Genomic DNA, 21,803 nt, shown 5'->3' with positions numbered 1-21,803 from the left:
TGCCAAATCTGGAACAGTTTCAGGCTGACGTCTGCCCCGCCTCGGGGCGAGCCATGTCCATTGCGCCAGCCAGAAACCGTCGCAAGAACGGTCGGCCGGCCCGCATCAACAGGGAGGAGACCCTTTGAAGACGCTGTTGTTCGCCGCGCTTGCCGCTGCCGTTTCGCTGTCCGCCGTCGGCGCTGCCAAGGCACAGAATTACCCCACCCAGCCCGTGACGCTGATGATCCCCTTCTCGGCAGGTGGGCCGACGGACGTCATCGCCCGCCTTCTCGCCCAGGTGATGAGCGAGGATCTCGGACAACAGGTTCTCGTCGAAAACGTCACCGGCGCAGGGGGCACGCTGGCATCCGGCCGCCTCGCGCAGTCGACGCCCGACGGCCATACCGTTCTTCTGCACCACATGGGCATCGCCACCAGCGCGACCCTGTATCGCAACCTGCCCTACGATCCGCTGACCGCCTTCGACTATGTCGGACAGGTCACCACCGTGCCGATGTTGCTCGTCTCGCGGCCCGACTACCCGGCCGAAGACTTCAAGCAGCTTCTGGAGATGATCCGCGAGAAGCCGGAAGAGACGCTCCTGGCCAATGCCGGACCCGGTGCCGTTTCGCATCTGTGCGGCATGCTGTTCATGCAGGCCGTCGGCGTGCAGTTGACGACGGTCCCCTACCCCGGAACCGGCCCTGCGATGACGGATACGATGGGCGGCCAGGTGGACCTTCTCTGCGACCAGACCACCGGCGCCACCAACCCTGTCCAGTCCAAGGCGGTGAAGGCATACGCCACCGCGACAACGGAGCGGATCGCCGTCCTGCCCGACGTGCCGACCGCGCTGGAGCAGGGCCTCGATGGTTTCGAGATCGGCGTCTGGCACGGAATGTATGTTCCGGCCGGCACGCCCGAGCCGGTAAAGGAGCGCCTGACGGGCTCGCTTCAGAAGGCTCTGCAGAACGAGACGGTGATCCGCCGCTTCGCCGAACTCGGCACCGAGCCGGTGCCGCAGGAAGACGCGACGCCGGAGTCGCTGGAGAAGCATTACAAGGAACAGATCGAGTTCTGGCGTCCGCTTATCGAGGAAGCCGGCGAATACGCCAATTGAACCTGGTGCGGGGCGCCTTCGGACAGGCGCCCCGCACCGCCCTGAAGACGGCGTGGCCTACAGGCCGCGCAGGAGATTGATGGCGATGGCCCACATGACAAGGGCAATCGCACCTTCCAGAATGCGCCATGCGGCCGGGTTGGCAAAGACAGGTCGCAGAAAGCGCGCGCCGAACCCGAGCGAGAAGAAGAACAGGAAAGACGCGGTCGTTGCCCCCATCGCAAAGATCGCCTCCTGGCCGGGAAAACCCGTCGAGAGCGAGCCGAGCAGCACGACCGTATCCAGATAGACGTGCGGATTGGCGAAGGTCAGCGCGAGGCACGTTGCCAGCACGGGCCAAAGCGGCGTCGCAGCCGCCGCCGTGACCACCAGCGCCTCGTTGGAGCGGAAGGCCGAAAGCATGCTGCGGCAACCGTACCAGATCAGAAAGGCAGCTCCGGCATAGCGCATCGCCGGCTCCAGGGCGGGCATCAGCTCCGCTACGCGCGCAAAGGCAAGGACGCCCAGCCAGATCAAGGCGGCATCGGACAGGGCGCATGTCAGCGCAACCGCCAGCACATGCTCGTTGCGCAGGCCCTGGCGCAGCACGAACGCATTTTGCGCGCCGATCGCCACGATCAGGCTGAGCCCCATCAGCAGCCCATTCAGATACGCCGTCATTCCGCTCCCCGTCGTTCCGAAACAGCCGTATACCTGAAGATGACGGGAAAGGTAGCTGCCGGTGTCCTGTCCGGCATCGTGCGGGCAAGCCTGGCCGCGCTGCGGTCAACCGGGGATTTGCGTCCCGTGATAGGTTACCGGCGGGGCGCGCCATCGCATGGGCCCGCTCTTGTGGATCGACTGCCCTTGCGCATCGACGGCAACCGTTACCGGCATATCCTCCACCACGAATTCGTGGATGGCCTCCATTCCGAGGTCGTCGAAGGCAATCACCTTGGCAGACCGGACCGCCTTGGACACCAGATAGGCCGCTCCACCCACCGCGATCAAATAGGCGGCGCCGTGCCGTCCGATGCTGGCGACGGTCTCGTCGCCGCGCTCCGCCTTGCCGATCATCACCAGAAGGCCGGTGCGCTCCAGGAGAATGTCCGTGTAAGGGTCCATCCGCGTGGAGGTGGTCGGCCCGGCAGGGCCCACCGCTTCGCCGGCGACGGCGTCGACCGGCCCGACATAATAGATCGCGCGGCCTTTCAGATCGACGGGCAGGTCCTCGCCCCGCTCCAGCATGGCTGCCAGACGCTTGTGCGCCGCATCGCGGCCCGTCAGCAACCGGCCGGACAGAAGAAGCGTCTCGCCGGCGCGCCAGCCCGCCACCTCGGCCGGGGCGAGGCGATCGAGATCGACTTTGATCGCATCTGCGCCGGCATCCAGAGCCACTTGCGGCCAGTCTTCGGTACGCGGCGCCACAAAGCCGGCCGGCCCGCCTCCGTCAAGCCGGAAGCCGATATGCCTGTCGGCCACGCATTGCGGTATCAGCGCCACCGGCATGGAGGCGGCATGCACGGGATAGGTCGCGATCTTCACGTCCAGAACGGTCGTCAGGCCGCCCAATCCCTGCGCGCCGATGCCGAGCGCGTTGACGCGCCGGTACAGGTCCACGCGCATCTCCTCCTGCGCGGTTCGTGGCCCTCTTGCCAGCAAGTCCGTCATGTCGATCGGCTGCAACAGCGACTCCTTGGCAAGCAGCATGGCCTTCTCGGCCGTGCCGCCGACACCGATGCCGAGAATGCCCGGCGGGCACCAGCCCGCGCCCAGCCTCTCCACTGTCCGCACCACCCAGTCCGCCACGTCGTCGCCGGGGTTGAGCGCGGCAAAGCTTGCCTTGTTTTCAGAGCCGCCGCCCTTGGCGGCCACGTGCACGTCGAGGCCGCTTCCGGCCACCAGTTCGACATGGGTGACGGCCGGCGCGTTGGTGCGCGTATTGCGCCTGTCGAACAGCGGATCGGCCACGATGGAGGCACGCAGCGGGTTGCCTGCATCGGTGTAGGCGATGGCGACGGCCTCGTTGACGACCTCGGCGATGGGCTCGTCGAAATCGAACCGCGCCTGCATGCCGACCTTCAGGAACACGTTGACCGTGCCGGTGTCCTGGCAGATCGGCCGACGCCCGATGGCTGCCATGCGCGAATTCACCAGGATCTGCTTGATGGCATCCCGCGCGGCCGGGCTCTGCTCCAGCTTCAGCGCACGTGCCAGATGCGCCAGAAAGTCCGGTGGATGATAGACGGCGATATATTGCAGCGCATCGGCGATGGATGTCACCAGATCGTCGCGCCGGATGATACTCCCTGTCATGCGGCCTCGGCGGAAACGACCACCCGGTTACGCCGGTCCATATCCAGGAACGCCTCGGCAAGGGCGGACGTGCCCGCTTCGCCCAGCACCGGCATGGCCAGCGTGTCGAACTTGCTGCGCAGGGCGGCGGCATCGGGAAAGGTTTCCGGCTCGCCCGAAGGATCGGCGATGCGCCGTTCGATCGTCTCACCGCCTTGCATCCTGACGGTCAGCGTCGCGCCGAATGGATGCCGCAGCCCTTCCAGCGTCTCGTCCCGCACGACATCGACGCGATCCGCCAATGCGCACAGGGACGCATCGCTGAGGCGCTTGTAGTCGTCCCAGCCGAACGAGCCCTGGTCCAGCATCACGGCGGCGGTGAAGGGCATGGAAAACTGCCCGTCCACCACGGAGCCGGGGCGACGTTTTTCGTCCAGCGGCGCACCCGTCAACACGATGCCGTTGCGGTGCAGGCCGATGGTCACCCGCGCGGCCTTGTCCGCCGTCAGCCCGGCTTGCGACCGCAGTGTCTTCAACCCGTCCAGTGCGGCGTGGGTGTAGCGGCAGCTTGGATAGGGCTTCACGCCGATGCGCATGGTTTCCCAGACGACACCGAGATCGGCGGCGGCCAGTTCGGGCCTTGCCCCGTCGGTATAACCGACCAGCAGCCCGTGCCGGCCCTCGATCGGCTCGTCCGCCGCAAAGAAGCCGTCTGCCGCCAGCGCCCCGGCCATCACGCCGTTCATGGCGGCCTGCCCCACCTGCCATCTCTTGTTCCAGCCGCCATTCTGAAGGAACTGCAGCGAGCCGGCCGCCTGGCTGCCCGAGACGCCGAACGCCCGGGCGATGCCTTCGGCATCCAGCCCGTACAGTTTTGCGGCGGCCGCCGCTGCCCCGAAGGTGCCGGCCGTCGCCGTCGGGTGGAAGCCGCGCGCGTAATGCGCGGTCGGATCCAGCGCCATGCCAAGCCGGCAGCAGACTTCATATCCGGCAATGATGGCGGCCACCACTTCCGCCCCGCTGGCGCCGACCGCCTCGCCCACTGCCAGCGCCGCCGGCACGACGGGGGCGGACGGATGCAACGAGGAGTCCGCGTGGGTGTCGTCGAAATCGAGCGAGTGTCCGAGCGCGCCGTTCAACAGGGCCGCCACGGGCGGCGCGTAGAAGCGGCCGGTTCCCACGACGCCCGCGGTGCCTGCCCCGTCCAGCCCCATCCGGCGGACGGCGGCAAGGATGGCGGGTGTGGACTCCGCCTCGCTGCCGGCCCGCACGATGGAGCCGGCAAGATCCATCGACAGCGCCTTGGCGCGCGTCACGACATCGGGCGGCAGGTCATCGAAGCGGAGATCGGCCACGAAACGGGCCAAGGTCATCGTCAGATCGTGCATGCTGTTCCTCCCCATGCGCGAAACATCAAGCCATTTGCGCGGCACAATCGCCGCCGCCCCTCACGCGCTCCAATACAGCTTCACGATGGCCGCCAGCACGTTTCGCGCTGCCCCCTCGACTTGGCGGGTCCGGTTGACATAGGAAAGCAGGCAATCGCGCACTATCGCAACCGGGATCGTTAGATTTGGATCTGAGGCAGCTTCGTTATTTCATCGGCATCGTCGAAGCCAAATCCTTCTCGCGCGCCGCCATTTCGCTGCGCGTCGCACAGCCCGCGCTGTCCCTGCATGTCCGCAACATGGAGGCCGATCTCGGCACCGAACTGCTTCTGCGTACGCCGCAGGGCGTGGTTCCGACGGCGGCGGGCGAACTGCTTCTGGAGCGGGCCAGGCGTCTCGTGGCCGATTTCGAAGACATGAAACGCGCGGTCTCGGAATCCGACAACGAACCGGCCGGCGAAGTGCGCCTGGGGCTTCCCGGCACGATCGGCGAACTTTTGTCGGTGCCGCTGATCCTGAAGACGAGGCAGGCCTATCCCCGCATACACCTCACGGTGGCCGAGGCGATGAGCGGCTTCGTGCTGGAGTGGCTGGCCGAGGGGCGCGTCGATCTCGGGCTTCTCTATATCCCCGTCGACAGGCATGGCCTGCGTTCCGTCGCCTTGCTTTCCGAAGAGCTCTGTCTGTTCGGCCCGGCGGAAGGCGTGCCCGGCTGTCCGCCGCCACAGGGCGGCACGGCGACCCTCGATGAAATCTGCCGGATGCCGCTCGTCCTGCCGGGTATCGGCCATGGCCTGCGCACCCTAGTGGATGCGGAAATGGAGCGTGCCGGGCTGGAGATCGCCACCGTCATCGACGTCGACTCCTATGGGGCGATCAAGGAGCTGGTGGCACAACGGGTGGGATATTCCATCCTGCCCTTCAACGCCATTGCCCGGGAGGTCGAGGCCGGACGCTTTCTGTCGTGGCAGGCCGGCCAGCCGGCCTTGTCGCGCAACGTGCATCTGGTGCAGCCCTTCGACCGGCCGACCGCCAAAGCGGCCACCGCAATCGAGGCCCTCTGCCGGGAAACCCTTGCGCAACTCGTGGCATCGGGCCATTGGCGCGCCCGCCTGATCGACGGCTGACCCCGGCCGTCACTACCGACGCAGGAGCTTCCAGAAGTTCAGGGCGGTCGGTGGTGTGCGCTGGGCGGCATAGGCCACCGCCAGCGGTATCCCGGCATGGGCATCGGCCAGCGGCCTGTAGACCACGCCGGCCAGGCGTATGCAGCTCATCGACGCCGGCATAAGGGTTACGCCCAGCGCCGCGGAAACGAGCGACAGGATGGAGGCGATATGCGGCGCTTCACGTCCGATGCGCGGCTCGAAGCCGGCCTCGCGGCACAGATCCAAAGTCACGTCCCGCAGACCGCGCCCAACCTCGCGCGGGGTCAGGATCAGTGGATCGTTCCGCAAGTCGATCAGCCTCAGCGTACTGTGTGACGCCAATTCGTGCCCTTCCGGCAGCGCGGCCATAAGCCGCTCGTCGATCACGGTGCGAAGGGTCAGCGATGGACGGTCCAGTCCGGCCGGCCGCACCAGTGCGATATCCAATTGCCCTTCGTCGATATGGCGGACGAGTTCCAGCGAGTTTGCCTCTTCGATCCGCAATGCGACATCCGGGTAGAGCTGGCCGAAACGCCGGATGCCGTCGGGCACGATCGGGTTGAGGGCCGCAGTAGAGGTCATGCCGATGGCAAGCCTTCCGCCTTCCCCGCGCGCGGCCCTGCGGGCGGCGTCCGCCGCCTCGTCGGCCCTGGCTGGCATGCCGCCCACGCCAGCCAGAAATGCCTGCCCCGCCTCCGTCAGTTCGGCTCCGTGCGGACGGCGATAGAACAGGGCGGCTCCCACTTCCCGCTCCAGATCCTTGATCTGCATGCTCAGCGGCGGCTGCCCGATGCCGAGCCGTTCGGCAGCGCGGGTGAAGTTGCCTTCCCGGGCCACCGCCAGGAAATAGCGGATGTGGCGCAGTTCCATGCAATATATTCCGTATATCGCAGAATACGATGTCATATATTAGCGGCATGGCAAGCGACGGGATATAGCGGTGACAGAGGTTTTTAATGTCACAGATCACCGCATCTTCCGTCATTCCCGTGCACGCGGCGCCCCAGGGCCAACCGGGTGAAGGCTGGATAAAGCCCGGCACGGTCGAGCATCGCCGCGCCGGAACGGCTCTTTTTCTTGCCGGGTTTGCAAGCTTTTCGCTGATCTATTGCGTCCAGCCGCTGCTGCCCTCCTTCGCCGAGGATTTCGGTATCGGAGCAGCCCGCAGCTCGCTTGCCCTGTCGCTGACCACCGGGCTGCTCGCCTTTTCGATCATGGTCGCGGGCGCCCTGTCGCAGGCCGTCGGGCGGCGCGAATTGATGTTCGCGTCCATGCTGCTTGCCGCTGCGCTCAATCTCGTTGCGGCCTTTGCCCCCGGCTGGAACGGATTTCTGGCGGCACGGGCACTGGAGGGGATCGTGCTGGGCGGCGTGCCGGCAGTCGCCATGGCCTGGCTGGCGGAAGAGATCCACCCGGCCCATCTGGGGCGGACCATGGGCCTTTACGTCGCAGGCACCGCCTTCGGCGCGATGATCGGCCGCGTCGGCATGGGGCTGATGACGGAAATCGCGTCGTGGCGCGTGGCGCTGGCGACGCTCGGCATCCTGTGCATTCTCTCGGCCATCGGTTTCCTGGTGCTGTTGCCGCGTTCCCAAAACTTCGTGGCGCAGCCCGGCCTGTCCTTGCAATTCCACCTTCGGGCCTGGCGCGGCCACCTGCGCAATCGCAGACTGTGGCGGCCCTACGCCACCGGCGCGATCCTGACAGGCGTGTTCGTCACGCTGTTCAACTATGCGACATTCCGGCTGGCCGGCGCGCCGTTCGGCTTTGACCAGACGCAGATCAGTTTCATCTTCCTGGCCTTTGCCATCGGCTGCGTGTCCTCGACCGCGGCAGGCCGGCTGGTAGGCCGCTTCGGCCGTCGCACGATGCTGATGGCCGGCTTCGCCATCATGCTGGCAGGGGTGGGGCTGACGCTGTCGCCCGCTCTGCCCGTCATCATTCTCGGCATCGTGCTGGTGACGGTCGGCTTCTTCATCAACCACTCGGTCACGAGCAGCAGCGTGGGGCCGCTGGCCGGGCATAACCGGGGCCATGCGGCTTCGCTCTATCTGCTGTTCTACTATCTCGGCGCCAGCCTCATGGGCTGGCTCGGCGGCTGGTTCTGGCAGGCCGGCGGTTGGCCCGCCGTCGTCGGCCTGACAGGCGCGCTGGCCCTTACGGGGCTTGCCCTCTCGGTCGCTACGCCGACTGCCCCGCGCGGCTGAGGATCGCCTCGGCGCGCAGGCGCACCGGTGCATCCACCATGGCTCCATCGACACGGGACGCGCCGTCGGCGGCAGCAACGACGCGGCGGGCCCATTCGATCTCGGCCGCATCCGGCATCAGGCCGGCAAGGGCGGGGGCCACCTGCCGCGGGTGGATCAGCAGCTTGCCACCAAATCCCAGTTCGCGCGCATGGCGGGCATCGCTTTCGATGGCCGCCGCATCGTCGATTGCGGTCGTCACCCCGTCGAGGGGCGCGCCGATGCCGGCCAGGCGCGAGGCCAGCACGATTTCGCATCGCGCAGCCGACAGTGCCGCACGCGTGTGGGCGCAGCCGAGATCGGCGCAAAAATCGATGGAGCCGAACGCCAGAAGGGCGACACCGTCCATGGCGGCCAGGGCCCGGGCGTCGGCCAGCCCGCGCGCGGTTTCCACCAGCGCTATCACCGGCTTGCCGCCCGGCGTCGCGGCAAACCCGGCCCCCATCTCGGCCTTCGGCACCATCACGGCCGCGATATCCAGCCCGGCGATCGCCGCCATATCGGCGTCATGCCATTGCGTGCCGGGCGCGTTCACCCGCACGATGATGGGTACGCTACCGAAGCCGGTGCGCAGCGCGGCACGGGCGGCATCCTTGTCGTCGGCGGCGACGGCATCCTCGAGGTCGATGATGATCGCGTCGGCGCCGGAAGCAGCGGCCTTCCCGAACCGCTCCGGGCGATTTCCCGGCACGAAAAGCGGCGTGGCAAGCTGCAGGCGCGCCATCAGAACGACCTCGGCAGGCCCAGGACGTGCTCCGCCACATAAGAGAGGATCAGGTTGGTCGAGATGGGGGCGACCTGATAGAGCCGCGTTTCGCGGAACTTGCGCTCGATGTCGTATTCGGCTGCGAAACCGAAGCCGCCATGGAACTGCAGACAGGCGTTGGCGGCCTCCCACGATGCCTTGGCCGCCAGATACTTGGCCATGTTGGCCTCGGTGCCGCATGGACGGTTCTCGTCATAGAGGCGGCAGGCCTCGAAGCGCATCAGGTTGGCGGCCTCGACCTCGATGAAGCTTTCGGCGATGGGAAATTGCACGCCCTGGTTCTGCCCGATCGGCCGGCCGAAAACGACCCGCTCCTTCGTGTAGGCCGTCACCTTATCGATGAACCAGTAGCCGTCGCCGATGCACTCGGCCGCGATCAGCGCACGCTCGGCGTTGAGGCCGGTGAGGATATATTTGAAACCCTGCCCCTCCTCTCCGATCAGGTTCTCCGCCGGGATTTCCAGATTGTCGAAGAACAGCTCGTTCGTCTCGTGGTTCACCATGTTCAGGATCGGCTGGACGCTCATGCCGTTGCCGATGGCGTCCTTCAGGTCGACGATGAAGATCGACATGCCTTCGGACTTCTTCCTGACCTGATCGAGCGGCGTCGTGCGCGCCAGAAGGATCATCAGGTCGGAATGCTGGATGCGCGAGATCCAGACTTTCTGGCCATTGATGACGTAGCGGTCGCCCTTGCGGACGGCCGTCGTCTTGATCTTCGTCGTGTCGGTGCCGGTGGTCGGCTCCGTCACGCCCATGGACTGGAGGCGCAGTTCGCCGGCGGCGATGCGCGGCAGGTACTTTTGCTTCTGCTCCTCCGAGCCGTGCCGTACCAGCGTATTCATGTTGTACATCTGGCCATGGCACGCGCCGGAATTGCCGCCCGCGCGGTTGATCTCTTCCATGATGACGGAGGCTTCCGTCAGGCCGAGGCCGGAGCCGCCATACTCTTCGGGGATCAGCGCCGCCATCCAGCCGGCCTTGGTCAGCGCATCGACGAAGGCTTCGGGATAGCCGCGCTCCTCGTCGATCCTGCGGTGGTACTCCGCCGGAAAATCGGCGCACAGGGCACGCACGGCTTCGCGGATTTCCGTAAACTGCTCGCTTCCCACCGTTTTCATGCCGTCTCCCCCAGGCTTGTTCGCTGGGGCGAGTGGTATCAAAGGGCGAAGGGCGGCACGAATAGACAATTGCGCGCCGCCATATAACTTTCCGCTATGAAACGGGCCTTCTTGCCCGGCGCTCGCGCTCCGGCCTCAGATGTTGGAGGCGCGGATCGCTTCGCAGACCGCGTCCGTCACCTCCTGTGTGGTGGCGCTGCCGCCGATATCCGGGGTCATCACCCCGTCGCCCGTCACCGTCTCCACGGCCTGCATCAGGCGGATCGCGGCCCGGCCTTCGCCAAGATGCTCCAGCATCTGCGCCGCCGTCCAGAATGTCGCGACCGGGTTGGCGATGCCCTTGCCGGTGATATCGAATGCCGAACCGTGGATCGGCTCGAACATCGAGGGATAGCGCCGTTCCGGATCGATGTTGGCGGTCGGTGCAACGCCAAGGCTGCCGGCCAGCGCGCCGGCAAGGTCGGACAGGATGTCGGCATGCAGGTTGGTGGCAACGATCGTATCCAGGCTGCGCGGGTTCAGCGTCATGCGCACCGTCATCGCATCCACCAGCATCTTGTCCCATGTCACGTCGGGAAATTCGCTCGCCACTTCCGCGGCGATCTCGTCCCACATCACCATGCCGTGGCGCTGTGCGTTGGATTTGGTGACGACCGTCAGAAACTTGCGCGGCCGCGACTGGGCCAGACGGAACGCGTACCGCATGATGCGTGTCACCCCGACCCGGGTGAAGATGGCGACCTCGGTTCCCACCTCTTCCGGAAGGCCCTTGTGGGCACGCCCGCCATGTCCGGAATACTCGCCCTCGGAATTTTCACGCACGATCACCCAGTCCAGGTCGCCGGGGCCGACGCCAGCCAGCGGAGAGACGATGCCGGGCAGGATCCGCGTCGGCCGCACATTGGCGTATTGGTCGAAGCCCTGGCAGATCGGCAGTCGCAGGCCCCACAGGGTGATGTGGTCCGGCACGTCCGGCGCACCGACGGCGCCGAAGAAGATCGCATCATAGGCCTTCAAGGTTTCGATGCCTTCATCCGGCATCATGCGGCCATTGGCCTTGTAATAGGCCGAACCCCAATCGAACTGCGTGACGTCGAGCCTGAATGTGCCCTCGCGCCGCTCCAGGGATTCCAGCGCCTGCAACCCGGCCGCGATGACTTCCGGGCCGATCCCATCCGCCGGGATCGCTGCGATCTTGTACGTGTTCAACTGAGTCGTCCCCTCACCCGCGTAAACTCGCTATCGAGCCTGTGCCATTCATACTTGCATGCAAGTTTGAATTTATGGTGTGATGGATGGTGCGGCGTTGTCAATCCGGTATCGATCGGCTTTGATCTTGGCTGCGGATCCGCAGCGCCATGGCGCCGCATAATTAGTGGAACACAATGCCCCGCCCTTCCCAGCCAAGTCCTGCGTCGCTGCTCTCGCCCCGCCTGGGGCCTTCGCAGCAGGGCACGCCGGAAGCCGGCCTTGCGGATGCGGCCTATGCGGCGATCAAGGAGGCGATCCGGTCCAACCGTTTCGAGCCGGGGTATCATGCCGGCGAAGTGGAGATAGCCAGGCAACTCGGCATGAGCCGGACCCCGGTTCATCAGGCAATGGCGCGCCTTCAGGAAGAAGGTCTCGTGCGGATACAGCCCAAGCGCGGTATCCTGATCTGTGGCCTGTCGCCCGCCGAACTGGCCGATGCCTACGAGATCGTGGTGGCGCTGGAAGGAGCGGCGGCCGAGCGTCTGGCCGGGCAGCCGGCAGGGTCGCGGGGCGCAACGGCCGACGCGCTGGCGGCGCTGACGGATGCGATGGAAACGGCGTTGCAGGACAACGATCTCGCAGAATGGGCAGCGGCCGACGAAAAGTTTCACGAAACGCTTGTTGCTGCCTGTGGCAATGCGCGGCTGCAAAGAATGGCCGGCACCATCGAAGATCAGCTGCATCGCGCGCGCATGTTCACGCTGAAGCTGCGCCCCTTGCCGGTCGACTCCGCCGGACAGCACCGGACGATCGTCGAAGCCTTGCGCGCCGGCGATACCGCTGCCGCGCGGGAGGCAGCAGCGGGGCATCGGCGCTCTGCCTGCGCGGCGATCCTGCCGCTGGTGCGCAAACTCGGCCTGTCACGCCTGTAGGGCCTCTTGAATTGTCGACAGTTATCAATTCTTGTGAGCCATCGGCAAATTTGGGAGTTGGACGATGTCTGATACAATACAGCGGTCCGTTCTGGTAACGGGCGCGTCCCGCAATATCGGGCGGGAAATTGCGCTTGCCTTTGCACGCGAGGGGGCGTTCGTGCTCGTTCATGCCGGGCAGGACGAAGCAGCGGCGAAGGAAACGGCCGATCTTGTCGAGCAGGCGGGCGGAAAGGCGGCCGTCGCCATCGGCGACCTTGCGGACCCTGAAACCCCTGCCAGGCTGGTGCAGCAGACGGTCCATCTTACCCACCGCCTCGATGTCGTCGTCGCCAATGCGGCGATCAGGCCCGAAGCGACCTTCGAGACGCTGAGCTTCGAAGACTGGCGTCGCGTCATGGCCCTTGCGCTGGACAGCGTGTTCCTGTTGGCCCAGGCGGCGCTTCCGCATCTGCGGCGCGGCACCCAGCCCTCCTTCATCGCCATCGGCGGCATGACGGGCCAAAGCGGCGCAAAGGGCCGCCCCCACGTCGTGGCGGCCAAGGCGGGCGTATCCGGCCTCGTCAAGGCGCTTGCCCACGAGGTCGGCAGCGACGGGATTACCGTCAATTGCGTATCGCCCGGCATGATCCATACCCAGCGCCAGGGGCCGGAACCGGCGCACCACGCCGAAAGGCGCAACCCGTTGCAGCGGCTTGGAACCGCGCAGGAAGTGGCTGCGGCCGTGCATATGCTGGCCGGCCCGGATGCCCGATTCATCACCGGCCAGACGCTGCACGTCAATGGCGGCGCGCTGATGCCCTGACATCCTGCAACCGAGGTTGCACCGCACCACAGACTGAAAATAGTAATCTGTTGACAGTTTTCAGTACGAGTCCTAACGTCCCAGTCATGCAACGCGGGAAGAAGCGATCGCATGACGGGAGGCAGGAAATTGGCATTCCTCGAACTTGACAGGCTTATCAAGAACTATGGGGACTTCCAGGCGGTGCGCGGCATCGACCTGGCCGTCGAGCGCGGCAAGCTGGTGTGCCTTCTGGGCCCATCCGGCTGCGGCAAGACGACGACGCTGCGGTTGATCGCTGGCTTCGTTCCGGCGTCGGGCGGCGAAATACGGGTGGGCGGACGCGCCATATCTTCGGGCACGGCCACGGTTGCGCCGGAAGACCGGAATATGTCGATGATCTTCCAGAGCTACGCGCTCTGGCCTCATATGACGGTCTTCAACAACGTCGCCTACGGCCTGAAGCTGCGCAAGATGAAGGGCGACGAGGTGAAGGCCCGCGTCCGCGAAATCCTGGATGCGACCAAGCTGACGCCGCTGGCCGAGCGATATCCGGGCGAGCTGTCCGGCGGACAGCAGCAGCGCGTGTCGCTGGCGCGCGCGCTGGTGATCAAGCCGCAGATCCTGCTTCTCGATGAGCCGCTGTCCAATCTGGACGCCAATCTGCGCGAAGAGATGCGCTTCGAGATCCGCCGCCTGCATGACGAATTCCGCTACACCACCGTCTACGTCACGCATGACCAGGCCGAAGCCATGACGACGGCCGACATGATCGTCGTCATGAACGATGGCCGCATCGAGCAGGCCGGCACGCCGGAGGATATCTACGAGCGACCGGAAACCGAATTCGTCGCCAACTTCATCGGTGGCACGAACATTCTTCGGGGCGACCGCGGCCCGGGCGACAGCGTGATCGGAGAAACCGGCATCGTCTTGCGTTGCGGCAGCGGCGAGCGGGCGGCCAGCGGCAAGACCGCGGTTTCCATCCGCCACCACAACATCAACCTGTCGCCGCGCAAGCCGACGGATGCGCAAACCAATACCGCCAACGGCATCGTGAAACGACAGATCTATCTGGGCTCGCACCGGGACTATCTGGTGTCGCTGCCCAACCAGGAAACGATCCGCGCCGTCGCGCCCGTGGATGTGGAGATACCGGTCGGCCAGGAGGTCTGGCTGGAGTTTCCGCCGCAGCATTGCCGCGCGCTGGCGCGCTGAAAACACAAAAAAAAGGGAGGAAAGACAAAATGTGGTTGAAGCATCTGTCCGCCACTCTGATGGCCTTCGCCATGGGCAGCGCATCCGCGCTGGCACAGGCGCCGGAGCCCTATGAGATAACACCCGAGCTGGTCGAAGCGGCCAAGGCCGAGGGCAAGGTCGTCTTCTATACGGCGACGGACGTCGCGGTAGCCGAGCAGCTTGCCCAGCTATTCCGCAAGTCCTATCCGGAAATCCAGGTCCAGGTGGAGCGCGCGGGTTCCGAGCGCGTCTTCCAGCGGATCGGGCAGGAATATATGAGCGGCATCTACAATGCCGACGTGATCGAAACATCGGACTCGGTCCATTTCGAGTATTTCAAGCGCGAAGGGTGGCTCGAGCCGATGGTGCCCAAGGTCGTGGCGGACCTGTGGCCCGAAGCGGAAAAAGACCCGGACGGCAACTTCGCGGCCTACCGCGCCCATCTTTCGGTGCTTGCCTATCGCTCCGATCTCGTGGATGCCGCCGACGCGCCGAAGACATGGACCGACCTTCTCGATCCGAAATACAATGGCAAGATGGTCAAGGCCCATCCCGGCTATTCCGGCACGGTGATGACGGCAACCTTCGCGCTCAGCGAGCTGCTTGGCTGGGAGTTCTTCGAGAAGCTCGGTTCGCAGAACGTCATGCAGGTGCAGTCCTCGACCGAGCCACCCAAGAAGCTGGCCCAGGGCGAGCGATCCATCGAAATCGACGGCAACGAGTACAATATCTTCCGCCTGAAGGACGAGGGCGTGCCGATCGAGATCGTCTATCCCGAAGAAGGCACCCCGCTTGCTGTCGGCAATGCGGCCGTGTTGAAGAACGCGCCCAACGCGGACGCTGCCAAGCTGTTCTATGCCTTCCTGTTTTCCAAGGAGGCCCAGCAGTTGAACAGCGATTCCGGTGGCCTGCGTTCCTTCCATCCGGAGGTCGTCGAAAAGGAAAGCAGGACGCCCCTTTCCGACATCAAGGTGCTGCAGATCGATCCGCTGAAGCTCGAAGAGCAGATCGATACGATCAAGTCCAATTACGAACAATATTTCGGCACGTGAGGGCACATCGATGACCGCCGTGATCGCGCAGGAAATGCAGGGTCGGCGCAAGCGCGTCGACCTTTCCTGGCCCGTCTTCGGGCTGCTGGCCGGGCTTCTCAGCGTGCTCGTCCTGCTGCCGCTGTTCTGGCTTCTCTTCTATAGCTTCCGCTCCGACAGGGGCGGCGGCTTCACCTTCTCCAATTTCGCCGCGCTGATAACCGACCCAACGCTGACAAAGGCCTACGGCCTGGCACTGGGCATGTCCCTCGCCGTCGGCGTCACCTGCTGCGTCGTGGCAACGCCCATGGCCTGGCTGGTGGCGCGGACGGACCTTCCCGGGCGACGGCTGATCCGCATTCTGGTGACGGCATCCTTCGTGACGCCGCCCTTCCTGGGCGCGGTGGCCTACGAAATCATCGCCGCGCCCAATTCGGGCCTTGTCAACGTCGCCTATCGCAACCTGTTCGGCCTCGACCGTTCGGCACATCTGGTGAACATCTACACCTTCACCGGGCTCGTCTTCGCCATCGCGTGCTTCACCTTCCCTTATGTCTTCACGCTGGTGTCGAACGCACTCGACAAGGTTCCGTCCGACCTGGAGGACGCCTCGTCGATCCTGGGCGGCCGCGCCATGACCACGCTGCGCAAGGTCACCATACCGATGGTGCTGCCCGCCATGCTTGCCGGCACTCTGATCGCCATTCTGCAGGCGCTCACCATGTTCGGTTCGCCCGCCATCATCGCGCTCCCTGCCGGCTTCCACGTCATCACGACCAAGATCTGGAGCCTGTTCCAGTTTCCGCCCAAGCCGGGTCTGGCAGCGGCGGCCGCCATCCCGCTGCTCATCATCACCGTCATGCTGCTGCGGGCGCAGCGCTCCATCCTGGGGCGGCGGGGTTATACGGTTCTTGGCGGCAAAAGCGGCACGCCGCGCATAACCAAGCTCGGAAAGTGGAAGTGGCTCGCCGTCACCTTCGCGCTCTCGGTCCTGTCGCTGACCATCTTCCTGCCCTATGCGGCAATCGTGAAGACGGCCTTCACCAATACCGTCGGCGATTCCCTGACTTTGGAAAACCTGACGCTGCGGCACTGGAACTTCGTGCTGTTCGAATTTTCGGCGACGCAGTTGGCGCTGCGCAATACGTTCTTCCTGGGGGTCGTCACGGCAACGATCGTCACCGGCATCGCGCTGCTGGTTTCCTACCTCGTATCGCGGCGCTCCATGCCGGGGGCCCAGTATCTTGGCGTCCTCGCGACGGCCCCGATCGCCATTCCCGGCATCGTCCTGGGCGTCGGCCTGTTTCTGTCCTACGCCAACCCGACGTTCCAGCTTTACGGAACGCTCTGGATCCTGCTCATCGCCTTCATCACGATCGAGCTTCCAGCCGGCTATCAGCAGATGTCGTCGGCATTTGCCGGCGTCCATCCCGAGCTGGAGGAAGCAGGGCGGATCATGGGGGCATCGCGGCTGAAGACCCTCTGGGACATAACCGCCCCGCTGCTGCGCACCAGCGTCGTCGCGGCATGGTGCTTCGTGTTCGTCGGCACGATCCGCGAGCTGTCGGCAACGATCCTGCTGACGACGGCCAACACCAAGCTCGTCTCGGTCATCATCTACGATCTCAACGAAAGCGGCGATCTGGGCGCAATCTGCGTCCTCGGCATCATCCTGCTGGTCGCCTCGTTCAGCGTGGTATACGTGGCGAACAAGGTTCCGGTGCTGGGTGGCAGCCAGATGAACGCGCGGGGCTGACGCAGCCGGCGCAACATGCACTAGTATTGCCAAGACTGACTCAGTCAGGCAGGGAGCGGCGTCCAACCGGACGCCGCTCCATCGACCCGCAACCGTATATGGTCTCCTGATGTCCAAGCTCACCGATACCAATCTTTCCGCCATCGATTTCCTGCGCACGCGCTCCCTTGCGAATGTCGTGCAGGCGGAGATCGAGCGGATGATCATCGATGGAGAGCTGAAGCCCAACGAGCGCGTCAACGAAAACGGCCTCTCGCAACGCCTCGGCGTCAGCCGGGGCCCCATCCGCGAGGCATGCAGCGCGCTCGCGGCCATGGGCCTGATCGAGATCATCCCCAATCGGGGTTTCTTCATCCGGGCTCTCACCAATGACGAGGCGCAGGATCTGTCCGAGGCACGCGCCAGCGTGTTCGGCTGCCTGGCCATGATGGCGGCCGAACGCATCACCGACGACGAGGTCGCATCGTTGCGGGCGCTGACCGACCGTATGGACGAGGTCGCATCCCTCAACGACGTGCACATCTATTACCCGATCAACCTGGAATTCCACCGCCGCATCACCGAACTGGGCGGCAACAAGCGGCTCGCCCTCATCTACCAGAGCTTCGTCCGGGAATTGCACATCCAGCGTTATCGCGCTCTGTCCAGCACCGATGTGCTTCAGGTCTCGAACGAAGAGCACAAGGCCATCGTGGACGCCCTCGCCGCCCGCGATCCGGCACGCGCGCTGACCGCCGCCCGAGGCCACATCATGAACGGCATAACCCGCACGCGGCAGGCCAAGAAACCGCGCTAGGCAACAGCGCGGCGCCCCATCGGCCCAAACCTTATCGTCGTTTGTTGACAATTTACAGTTTTCATAAGAATGTCGATCAAAGACAAACATGAGGGAGTGAACATGAATCAGATGGCCCCCGTTAAGACCGGCCTGACCGCAGAGGTCGCGGAATTCGTCGTCCGTACCGAAGGCTCGACCCTTTCGGAGGAGCTGGTCGCCGTCGGCAAGAAATCCATTCTGGACGGTTTCGGCCTGGCGCTTTCCGGCTCTGTGGCGCGCTCCGGCGCCCTCGTCCGCCAACATCTGGACGATCTTTCGCTCGGCGACGGGAAGGCAACGGTCATCGGTGGCGGACGCAAGGTGGCGCCCCGCTTTGCCGCTTTCGCCAACGGCGTCGGCATCCATGCGGACGACTATGACGATACCCAGCTTGCCGTCGCCAAGGACCGGGTCTACGGCCTGTTGACCCACCCCACGGCACCAGCGCTTCCGGCAGCGCTGGCAATGGCCGAAGTGACGGGCGCATCCGGCGCGGACTTCATGCTGGCCTACCATCTGGGCGTCGAGGTGGAATGCAAGATCGCCGAGGCGATCAACCCGCGCCATTACCAGACAGGATTCCATGCCACGGCCACCTGCGGCACGTTCGCGGCGGCAGCGGCGGCATCGCGGCTATCGGGGTTCGACGTGGAGACGACGCAGCGCGCCCTATCCATCGCGGGCAGCCAGTCGGCGGGCCTGCGCGAGAATTTCGGTACGATGACCAAGCCCTTCCATGCGGGCAAGGCCTCGGAAAGCGGCGTCGCGGCGGCGCAGTTCGCCGCCTATGGATGGACGGCGACATCGAAGATCCTGGAAGCGCCGCGCGGCTTCTTCTCGGCGGCCGGGGGTGGCTACGACCCGGCGGCCATCGAGGGGCGCCTCGGAAAGCCCTGGACCTTCGTGAACCCGGGCGTATCCATCAAGCCGCATCCATCCGGGTCGCTCACCCATCCCGGCATGACGGAGATGCTGCGCCTCATCCGGGAAAACGGCATCCGCGCCGAAGATGTGGTGCATGTCCGTGTCGGCACCAATTCCAACATGCCGAACGCACTGATCCACCATCGGCCCACCGATGAGCTTCAGGCGAAGTTCTCGATGGAATTCTGCATGGCGATCCTGCTTCTGGAAGGGCGCGCCGGCCTTGCCGAATTCACCGACGAGGTCGTCGCCCGCGATGACGTCAAGGCGATGATCGAGAAGGTCGATTTCGTGATCGACGACGAGGCGGAGGCCGCCGGCTACCATCTCATGACGACCATCATCGACATCGACCTGAAGGATGGCCGACGCATCTCCGGCAGGGCGGATTTCGGCAAGGGCTCGCCGGCATTTCCGATGAGCTACGACGAGGTTGCGGACAAGTTCCGCGAAAATGCGGAGTTTGCCGGAATGAGCCGGCAGAAGGCCGACGAGATCGTCGAGCTCGTCCGCGTTCTGGAGACGCTGCCGAGCGTCGATCCCATCACCAGGCTGCTGATAACGGTCTGATCCGCCGCATGGGGCGCGTCATCGAACGCGCCCCTCCCGCCGCGTCGAAAACCTCGGAAACATCATGGAACAGACAGACGTAACCCGCCAGCTCGCGCGCTGGATCGTCGGGCTCGATGCCGATGCCATTCCAGATACGGTACGCCAGGAAGGCGTGCGGACATTCGTGAACTGGTTCGGCTGTGCGCTCGGGGGCGCTTCGCATGAAACGGTCGACAGGGCGCTTGCGGCCGTCAGGCCGTTCTCCGGCAAGGCAAGCGCCCAGGTCATCGGGCGCGGCGACCGGCTGGACGCCCTCCATGCGGCGCTCGTCAACGGCATTTCCTCGCATGTGCTGGACTATGACGACACGCATCTGAAGACGATCATCCATCCGGCCGGCCCGGTCGCCTCGGCTATCCTTGCGGTCTCGGAAGGGCGCGCCGTCAGCGGGAAAGACTTCCTTACCGCGTTGATCGCCGGCATCGAGGTGGAATGCCGTATCGGCAACAGCGTCTACCCCGATCATTACGACAGGGGCTGGCATATCACCGGCACGGCCGGCGTCTTCGGCGCCGCGGCGGCGACGGGCCGGCTCCTTGGCCTGTCGGAGCAGCAGATGACATGGGCGTTGAGCCTGGCCGCAACACAGGCATCCGGCCTGCGCGAAATGTTCGGCACGATGACCAAGAGCTTCCATCCGGGGCGCGCGGCACAGAACGGCGCGATGGCGGCCTTTCTGGCAGAAGCCGACTTCGATTCCTCAGAGCGCGGCATCGAGGCGCCACGCGGCTTTGCCAATGTCCTGTCAACCAAGCAGGATTACGACGAAATCCTCGGCGGCCTCGGCCAGCGCTGGGAAGCCGCGTTGAACTCGTACAAGCCGTTTGCCTGCGGCATCGTCATCCATCCGACGATCGACGGCTGCCAGCAACTGCGCGAGCGGCTGCCGCAGGACGGCGGCGACATCGCCTCGGTTCATCTGCGCACCCATCCGCTCGTGCTGGAGCTGACCGGCAAAAAGACACCGCGCACCGGGCTGGAAGGCAAGTTCAGCGTCTATCACGCGGCGGCGGTAGCGCTGCTGCACGGCGACGGATCTCCGACCGCCTTTACCGACGCCATCGTGGCAGACCCGAAAGTCATCGCCCTGCGCGACAAGGTGGAGGCGGTCGCCGATCCTGCGATGCCGGAGGATGCGGTTTTCATCCGCATCGCCCTTGCCGACGGCCGCACCATAGAGCTGGACGTGCCCCACGCCATCGGCAGCATCGAGCGGCCTTTGTCGGATGAGGCGATCTCCGGGAAATTCCGCAAACAGGCCGCCCTGGTGGTCGGCGAAGACAAGGCCGAGCGGTTGCTGCAAACGGCCTGGCAGATCGGCTCGAGCGCGGATGCAGCGTCGATCGCGCACGATAGCGCACACTGAGGAGGCAGTCCCATGACGCACTTGAAGATCGGCATCCTCGAAGGCGACGACATCGGCCATGAGATCGTGCCGGCCGCGGTGGCTGCGGTGAAAGCCGCCGCGCGCGCCAGCGGGCTTGCGATCGATTGGCGCCCGTTTCCGATTGGCCGGCGCGCGCTGGATACGCTCGGCACCACGCTGCCGCGCGATACGCTGGAGGAACTTGCCAAACTGGACGGGTTCATCCTCGGGCCCATCGGGCATCAGGCCTACCCGAAGGTCGACGGCGCCATCAATCCGCATCCGATCATGCGCAAGCATTTCAACCTGTTTGCCAATGTCCGGCCGACGCGGGCCTTTCCCGGCCTCGGCGCGCTGCGCGACGATATCGACCTGGTGATCGTGCGCGAAAACAACGAAGGCTTCCAGCCGGACCGCAACGTGGTTGCGGGTTCCGGCGAGTTCCGCCCCACGGAAGACACCACCATCTCCGTTCGCGTCATAACGCGCCAGGGCTCGTCACGCGTCGCAAGAGCCGCCTTCGAGATCGCGCGGCAGCGCCGCAAGCATCTGACGGTCGTTCACAAGAATACCGTCTTCAAGCTGGGCTGCGGCATGTTCGTGGAAGAGTGCCACCGCGTCGCCGCCGAGTTTCCGGATGTGCGGATGGACGAGGTGATCGTGGACACGATGGCGCTCCGGCTCATCCGCGATCCGCAAAGCTTCGATACCATCGTCACCACCAACATGTTCGGCGACATACTGACCGACGAGGCGGCGGGGCTGGTCGGCGGCCTCGGGATGGCGCCGGGCCTGTGCATCGGAGAAGGCGCCATCGCCATGGCGCAGGCAACCCATGGCTCGGCCCCGGACATTGCCGGCAAGGGCATCGCCAACCCGTTCGCCATGATCGAATCCGCCCGGATGATGGTGGAATGGCTGGGGCGCGATCGCGGCATCGGCGAGGCCGTGGAGGCCGCGCGCCTGCTGCAATCGGCAATCGCGGTCGCGCTGTCCGACACGGCCACGCGCACGCGCGACATCAACGGCACCGGCGGAACGCAGGACATGCTGGAAGGCATCGTCAGGGCAATCGGGACAGAAGCCGGAGCGGCAGCCGCCTGATT

The 21,803-nt window shown here is 65.2% G+C and carries 19 protein-coding genes; 12 read left to right on the top strand and 7 right to left on the bottom strand.

From position 1 onward, the window contains the following. The first annotated feature begins 124 nt into the window (after positions 1-124). Positions 125-1,102: a tripartite tricarboxylate transporter substrate-binding protein gene (locus tag AUL31_RS01540; protein ID WP_060600301.1), complete on the top strand. Its 978-nt coding sequence runs from the start codon at positions 125-127 to the stop codon at positions 1,100-1,102. Between the two features lie 57 nt (positions 1,103-1,159). Here AUL31_RS01540 and AUL31_RS01535 read toward each other — a convergent pair whose 3' ends face one another. The 3 genes from AUL31_RS01535 to AUL31_RS01525 form a co-directional block, all read right to left on the bottom strand. Next, positions 1,160-1,762, bottom strand: a complete 603-nt coding sequence (locus tag AUL31_RS01535; RefSeq protein ID WP_060600298.1) for a LysE/ArgO family amino acid transporter — start codon at positions 1,760-1,762, stop codon at positions 1,160-1,162. A gap of 105 nt (positions 1,763-1,867) precedes the next feature. After that, a complete protein-coding gene (locus AUL31_RS01530) occupies positions 1,868-3,397 on the bottom strand; it encodes a fumarate hydratase (protein WP_060600296.1) in 1,530 nt (509 codons plus the stop codon). Continuing rightward, positions 3,394-4,764 (bottom strand): MmgE/PrpD family protein, encoded by a 1,371-nt coding sequence (locus AUL31_RS01525; RefSeq protein WP_060600294.1) that lies wholly within the window; start codon positions 4,762-4,764, stop codon positions 3,394-3,396. Before AUL31_RS01525 ends, AUL31_RS01530 begins: the two co-directional genes overlap by 4 nt. Positions 4,765-4,949: 185 nt before the next feature. On the opposite strand from AUL31_RS01525, the gene AUL31_RS01520 reads away from it, so the two are divergent. Further along, a complete protein-coding gene (locus AUL31_RS01520; RefSeq protein WP_060600293.1) occupies positions 4,950-5,891 on the top strand; it encodes a LysR substrate-binding domain-containing protein in 942 nt (313 codons plus the stop codon). A 12-nt stretch (positions 5,892-5,903) separates the two neighbouring features. Here AUL31_RS01520 and AUL31_RS01515 read toward each other — a convergent pair whose 3' ends face one another. After that, positions 5,904-6,782: a LysR family transcriptional regulator gene (locus AUL31_RS01515; protein ID WP_060600291.1), complete on the bottom strand. Its 879-nt coding sequence runs from the start codon at positions 6,780-6,782 to the stop codon at positions 5,904-5,906. Between the two features lie 86 nt (positions 6,783-6,868). Here AUL31_RS01515 and AUL31_RS01510 point away from each other — a divergent pair, with 86 nt between their 5' ends. Then, positions 6,869-8,119 carry an MFS transporter gene (locus tag AUL31_RS01510; protein WP_082646719.1) on the top strand — a complete coding sequence of 417 codons (1,251 nt, stop codon included), beginning with the start codon at positions 6,869-6,871 and terminating at the stop codon, positions 8,117-8,119. Here AUL31_RS01510 and AUL31_RS01505 read toward each other — a convergent pair. From AUL31_RS01505 to AUL31_RS01495, 3 genes are all read right to left on the bottom strand, one after another. After that, positions 8,094-8,885 carry an HpcH/HpaI aldolase/citrate lyase family protein gene (locus AUL31_RS01505; RefSeq protein WP_409359928.1) on the bottom strand — a complete coding sequence of 264 codons (792 nt, stop codon included), beginning with the start codon at positions 8,883-8,885 and terminating at the stop codon, positions 8,094-8,096. The two genes, AUL31_RS01510 and AUL31_RS01505, sit on opposite strands and share 26 nt — an antisense overlap. Next, positions 8,882-10,045: an acyl-CoA dehydrogenase family protein gene (locus AUL31_RS01500; RefSeq protein WP_060600286.1), complete on the bottom strand. Its 1,164-nt coding sequence runs from the start codon at positions 10,043-10,045 to the stop codon at positions 8,882-8,884. The genes AUL31_RS01505 and AUL31_RS01500 overlap by 4 nt, the downstream gene beginning before the upstream one ends. Before the next feature lie 135 nt (positions 10,046-10,180). After that, positions 10,181-11,254: a tartrate dehydrogenase gene (locus AUL31_RS01495; protein WP_060600284.1), complete on the bottom strand. Its 1,074-nt coding sequence runs from the start codon at positions 11,252-11,254 to the stop codon at positions 10,181-10,183. A gap of 176 nt (positions 11,255-11,430) precedes the next feature. On the opposite strand from AUL31_RS01495, the gene AUL31_RS01490 reads away from it, so the two are divergent. From AUL31_RS01490 to AUL31_RS01450, 9 genes are all read left to right on the top strand, one after another. Beyond that, entirely contained in the window at positions 11,431-12,168 is a 738-nt protein-coding gene (locus tag AUL31_RS01490) for a GntR family transcriptional regulator (protein WP_082646718.1), read from the top strand. Positions 12,169-12,232: 64 nt separating this feature from the next. Next, positions 12,233-12,973: an SDR family NAD(P)-dependent oxidoreductase gene (locus tag AUL31_RS01485; RefSeq protein ID WP_060600282.1), complete on the top strand. Its 741-nt coding sequence runs from the start codon at positions 12,233-12,235 to the stop codon at positions 12,971-12,973. A gap of 129 nt (positions 12,974-13,102) precedes the next feature. Then, positions 13,103-14,170, top strand: a complete 1,068-nt coding sequence (locus AUL31_RS01480) for an ABC transporter ATP-binding protein (RefSeq protein ID WP_060600280.1) — start codon at positions 13,103-13,105, stop codon at positions 14,168-14,170. A 29-nt stretch (positions 14,171-14,199) separates the two neighbouring features. Beyond that, entirely contained in the window at positions 14,200-15,243 is a 1,044-nt protein-coding gene (locus AUL31_RS01475) for an extracellular solute-binding protein (RefSeq protein WP_060600279.1), read from the top strand. A gap of 10 nt (positions 15,244-15,253) precedes the next feature. Beyond that, on the top strand, positions 15,254-16,978 hold the full coding sequence (locus AUL31_RS01470; RefSeq protein ID WP_192842504.1) for an ABC transporter permease: 1,725 nt from the start codon (positions 15,254-15,256) through the stop codon (positions 16,976-16,978). Positions 16,979-17,087: 109 nt separating this feature from the next. Further along, positions 17,088-17,774 (top strand): FCD domain-containing protein, encoded by a 687-nt coding sequence (locus AUL31_RS01465; RefSeq protein WP_060600278.1) that lies wholly within the window; start codon positions 17,088-17,090, stop codon positions 17,772-17,774. 102 nt (positions 17,775-17,876) lie between these two features. Further along, entirely contained in the window at positions 17,877-19,289 is a 1,413-nt protein-coding gene (locus tag AUL31_RS01460; RefSeq protein ID WP_143190096.1) for an MmgE/PrpD family protein, read from the top strand. A 64-nt stretch (positions 19,290-19,353) separates the two neighbouring features. Next, the gene (locus AUL31_RS01455; protein ID WP_060600274.1) at positions 19,354-20,697 is read left to right on the top strand and encodes an MmgE/PrpD family protein; all 1,344 of its coding nucleotides are present in this window, start codon (positions 19,354-19,356) and stop codon (positions 20,695-20,697) included. A 12-nt stretch (positions 20,698-20,709) separates the two neighbouring features. After that, positions 20,710-21,801 (top strand): isocitrate/isopropylmalate dehydrogenase family protein, encoded by a 1,092-nt coding sequence (locus AUL31_RS01450; protein WP_060600272.1) that lies wholly within the window; start codon positions 20,710-20,712, stop codon positions 21,799-21,801. The last annotated feature ends 2 nt before the right edge of the window (positions 21,802-21,803 follow it).

The organism is Aureimonas altamirensis (assembly GCF_001463885.1).
GTDB classification, from domain to species: Bacteria; Pseudomonadota; Alphaproteobacteria; order Rhizobiales; family Rhizobiaceae; genus Aureimonas; species Aureimonas altamirensis.
This window is presented reverse-complemented; position numbering and strand designations above follow the sequence as displayed.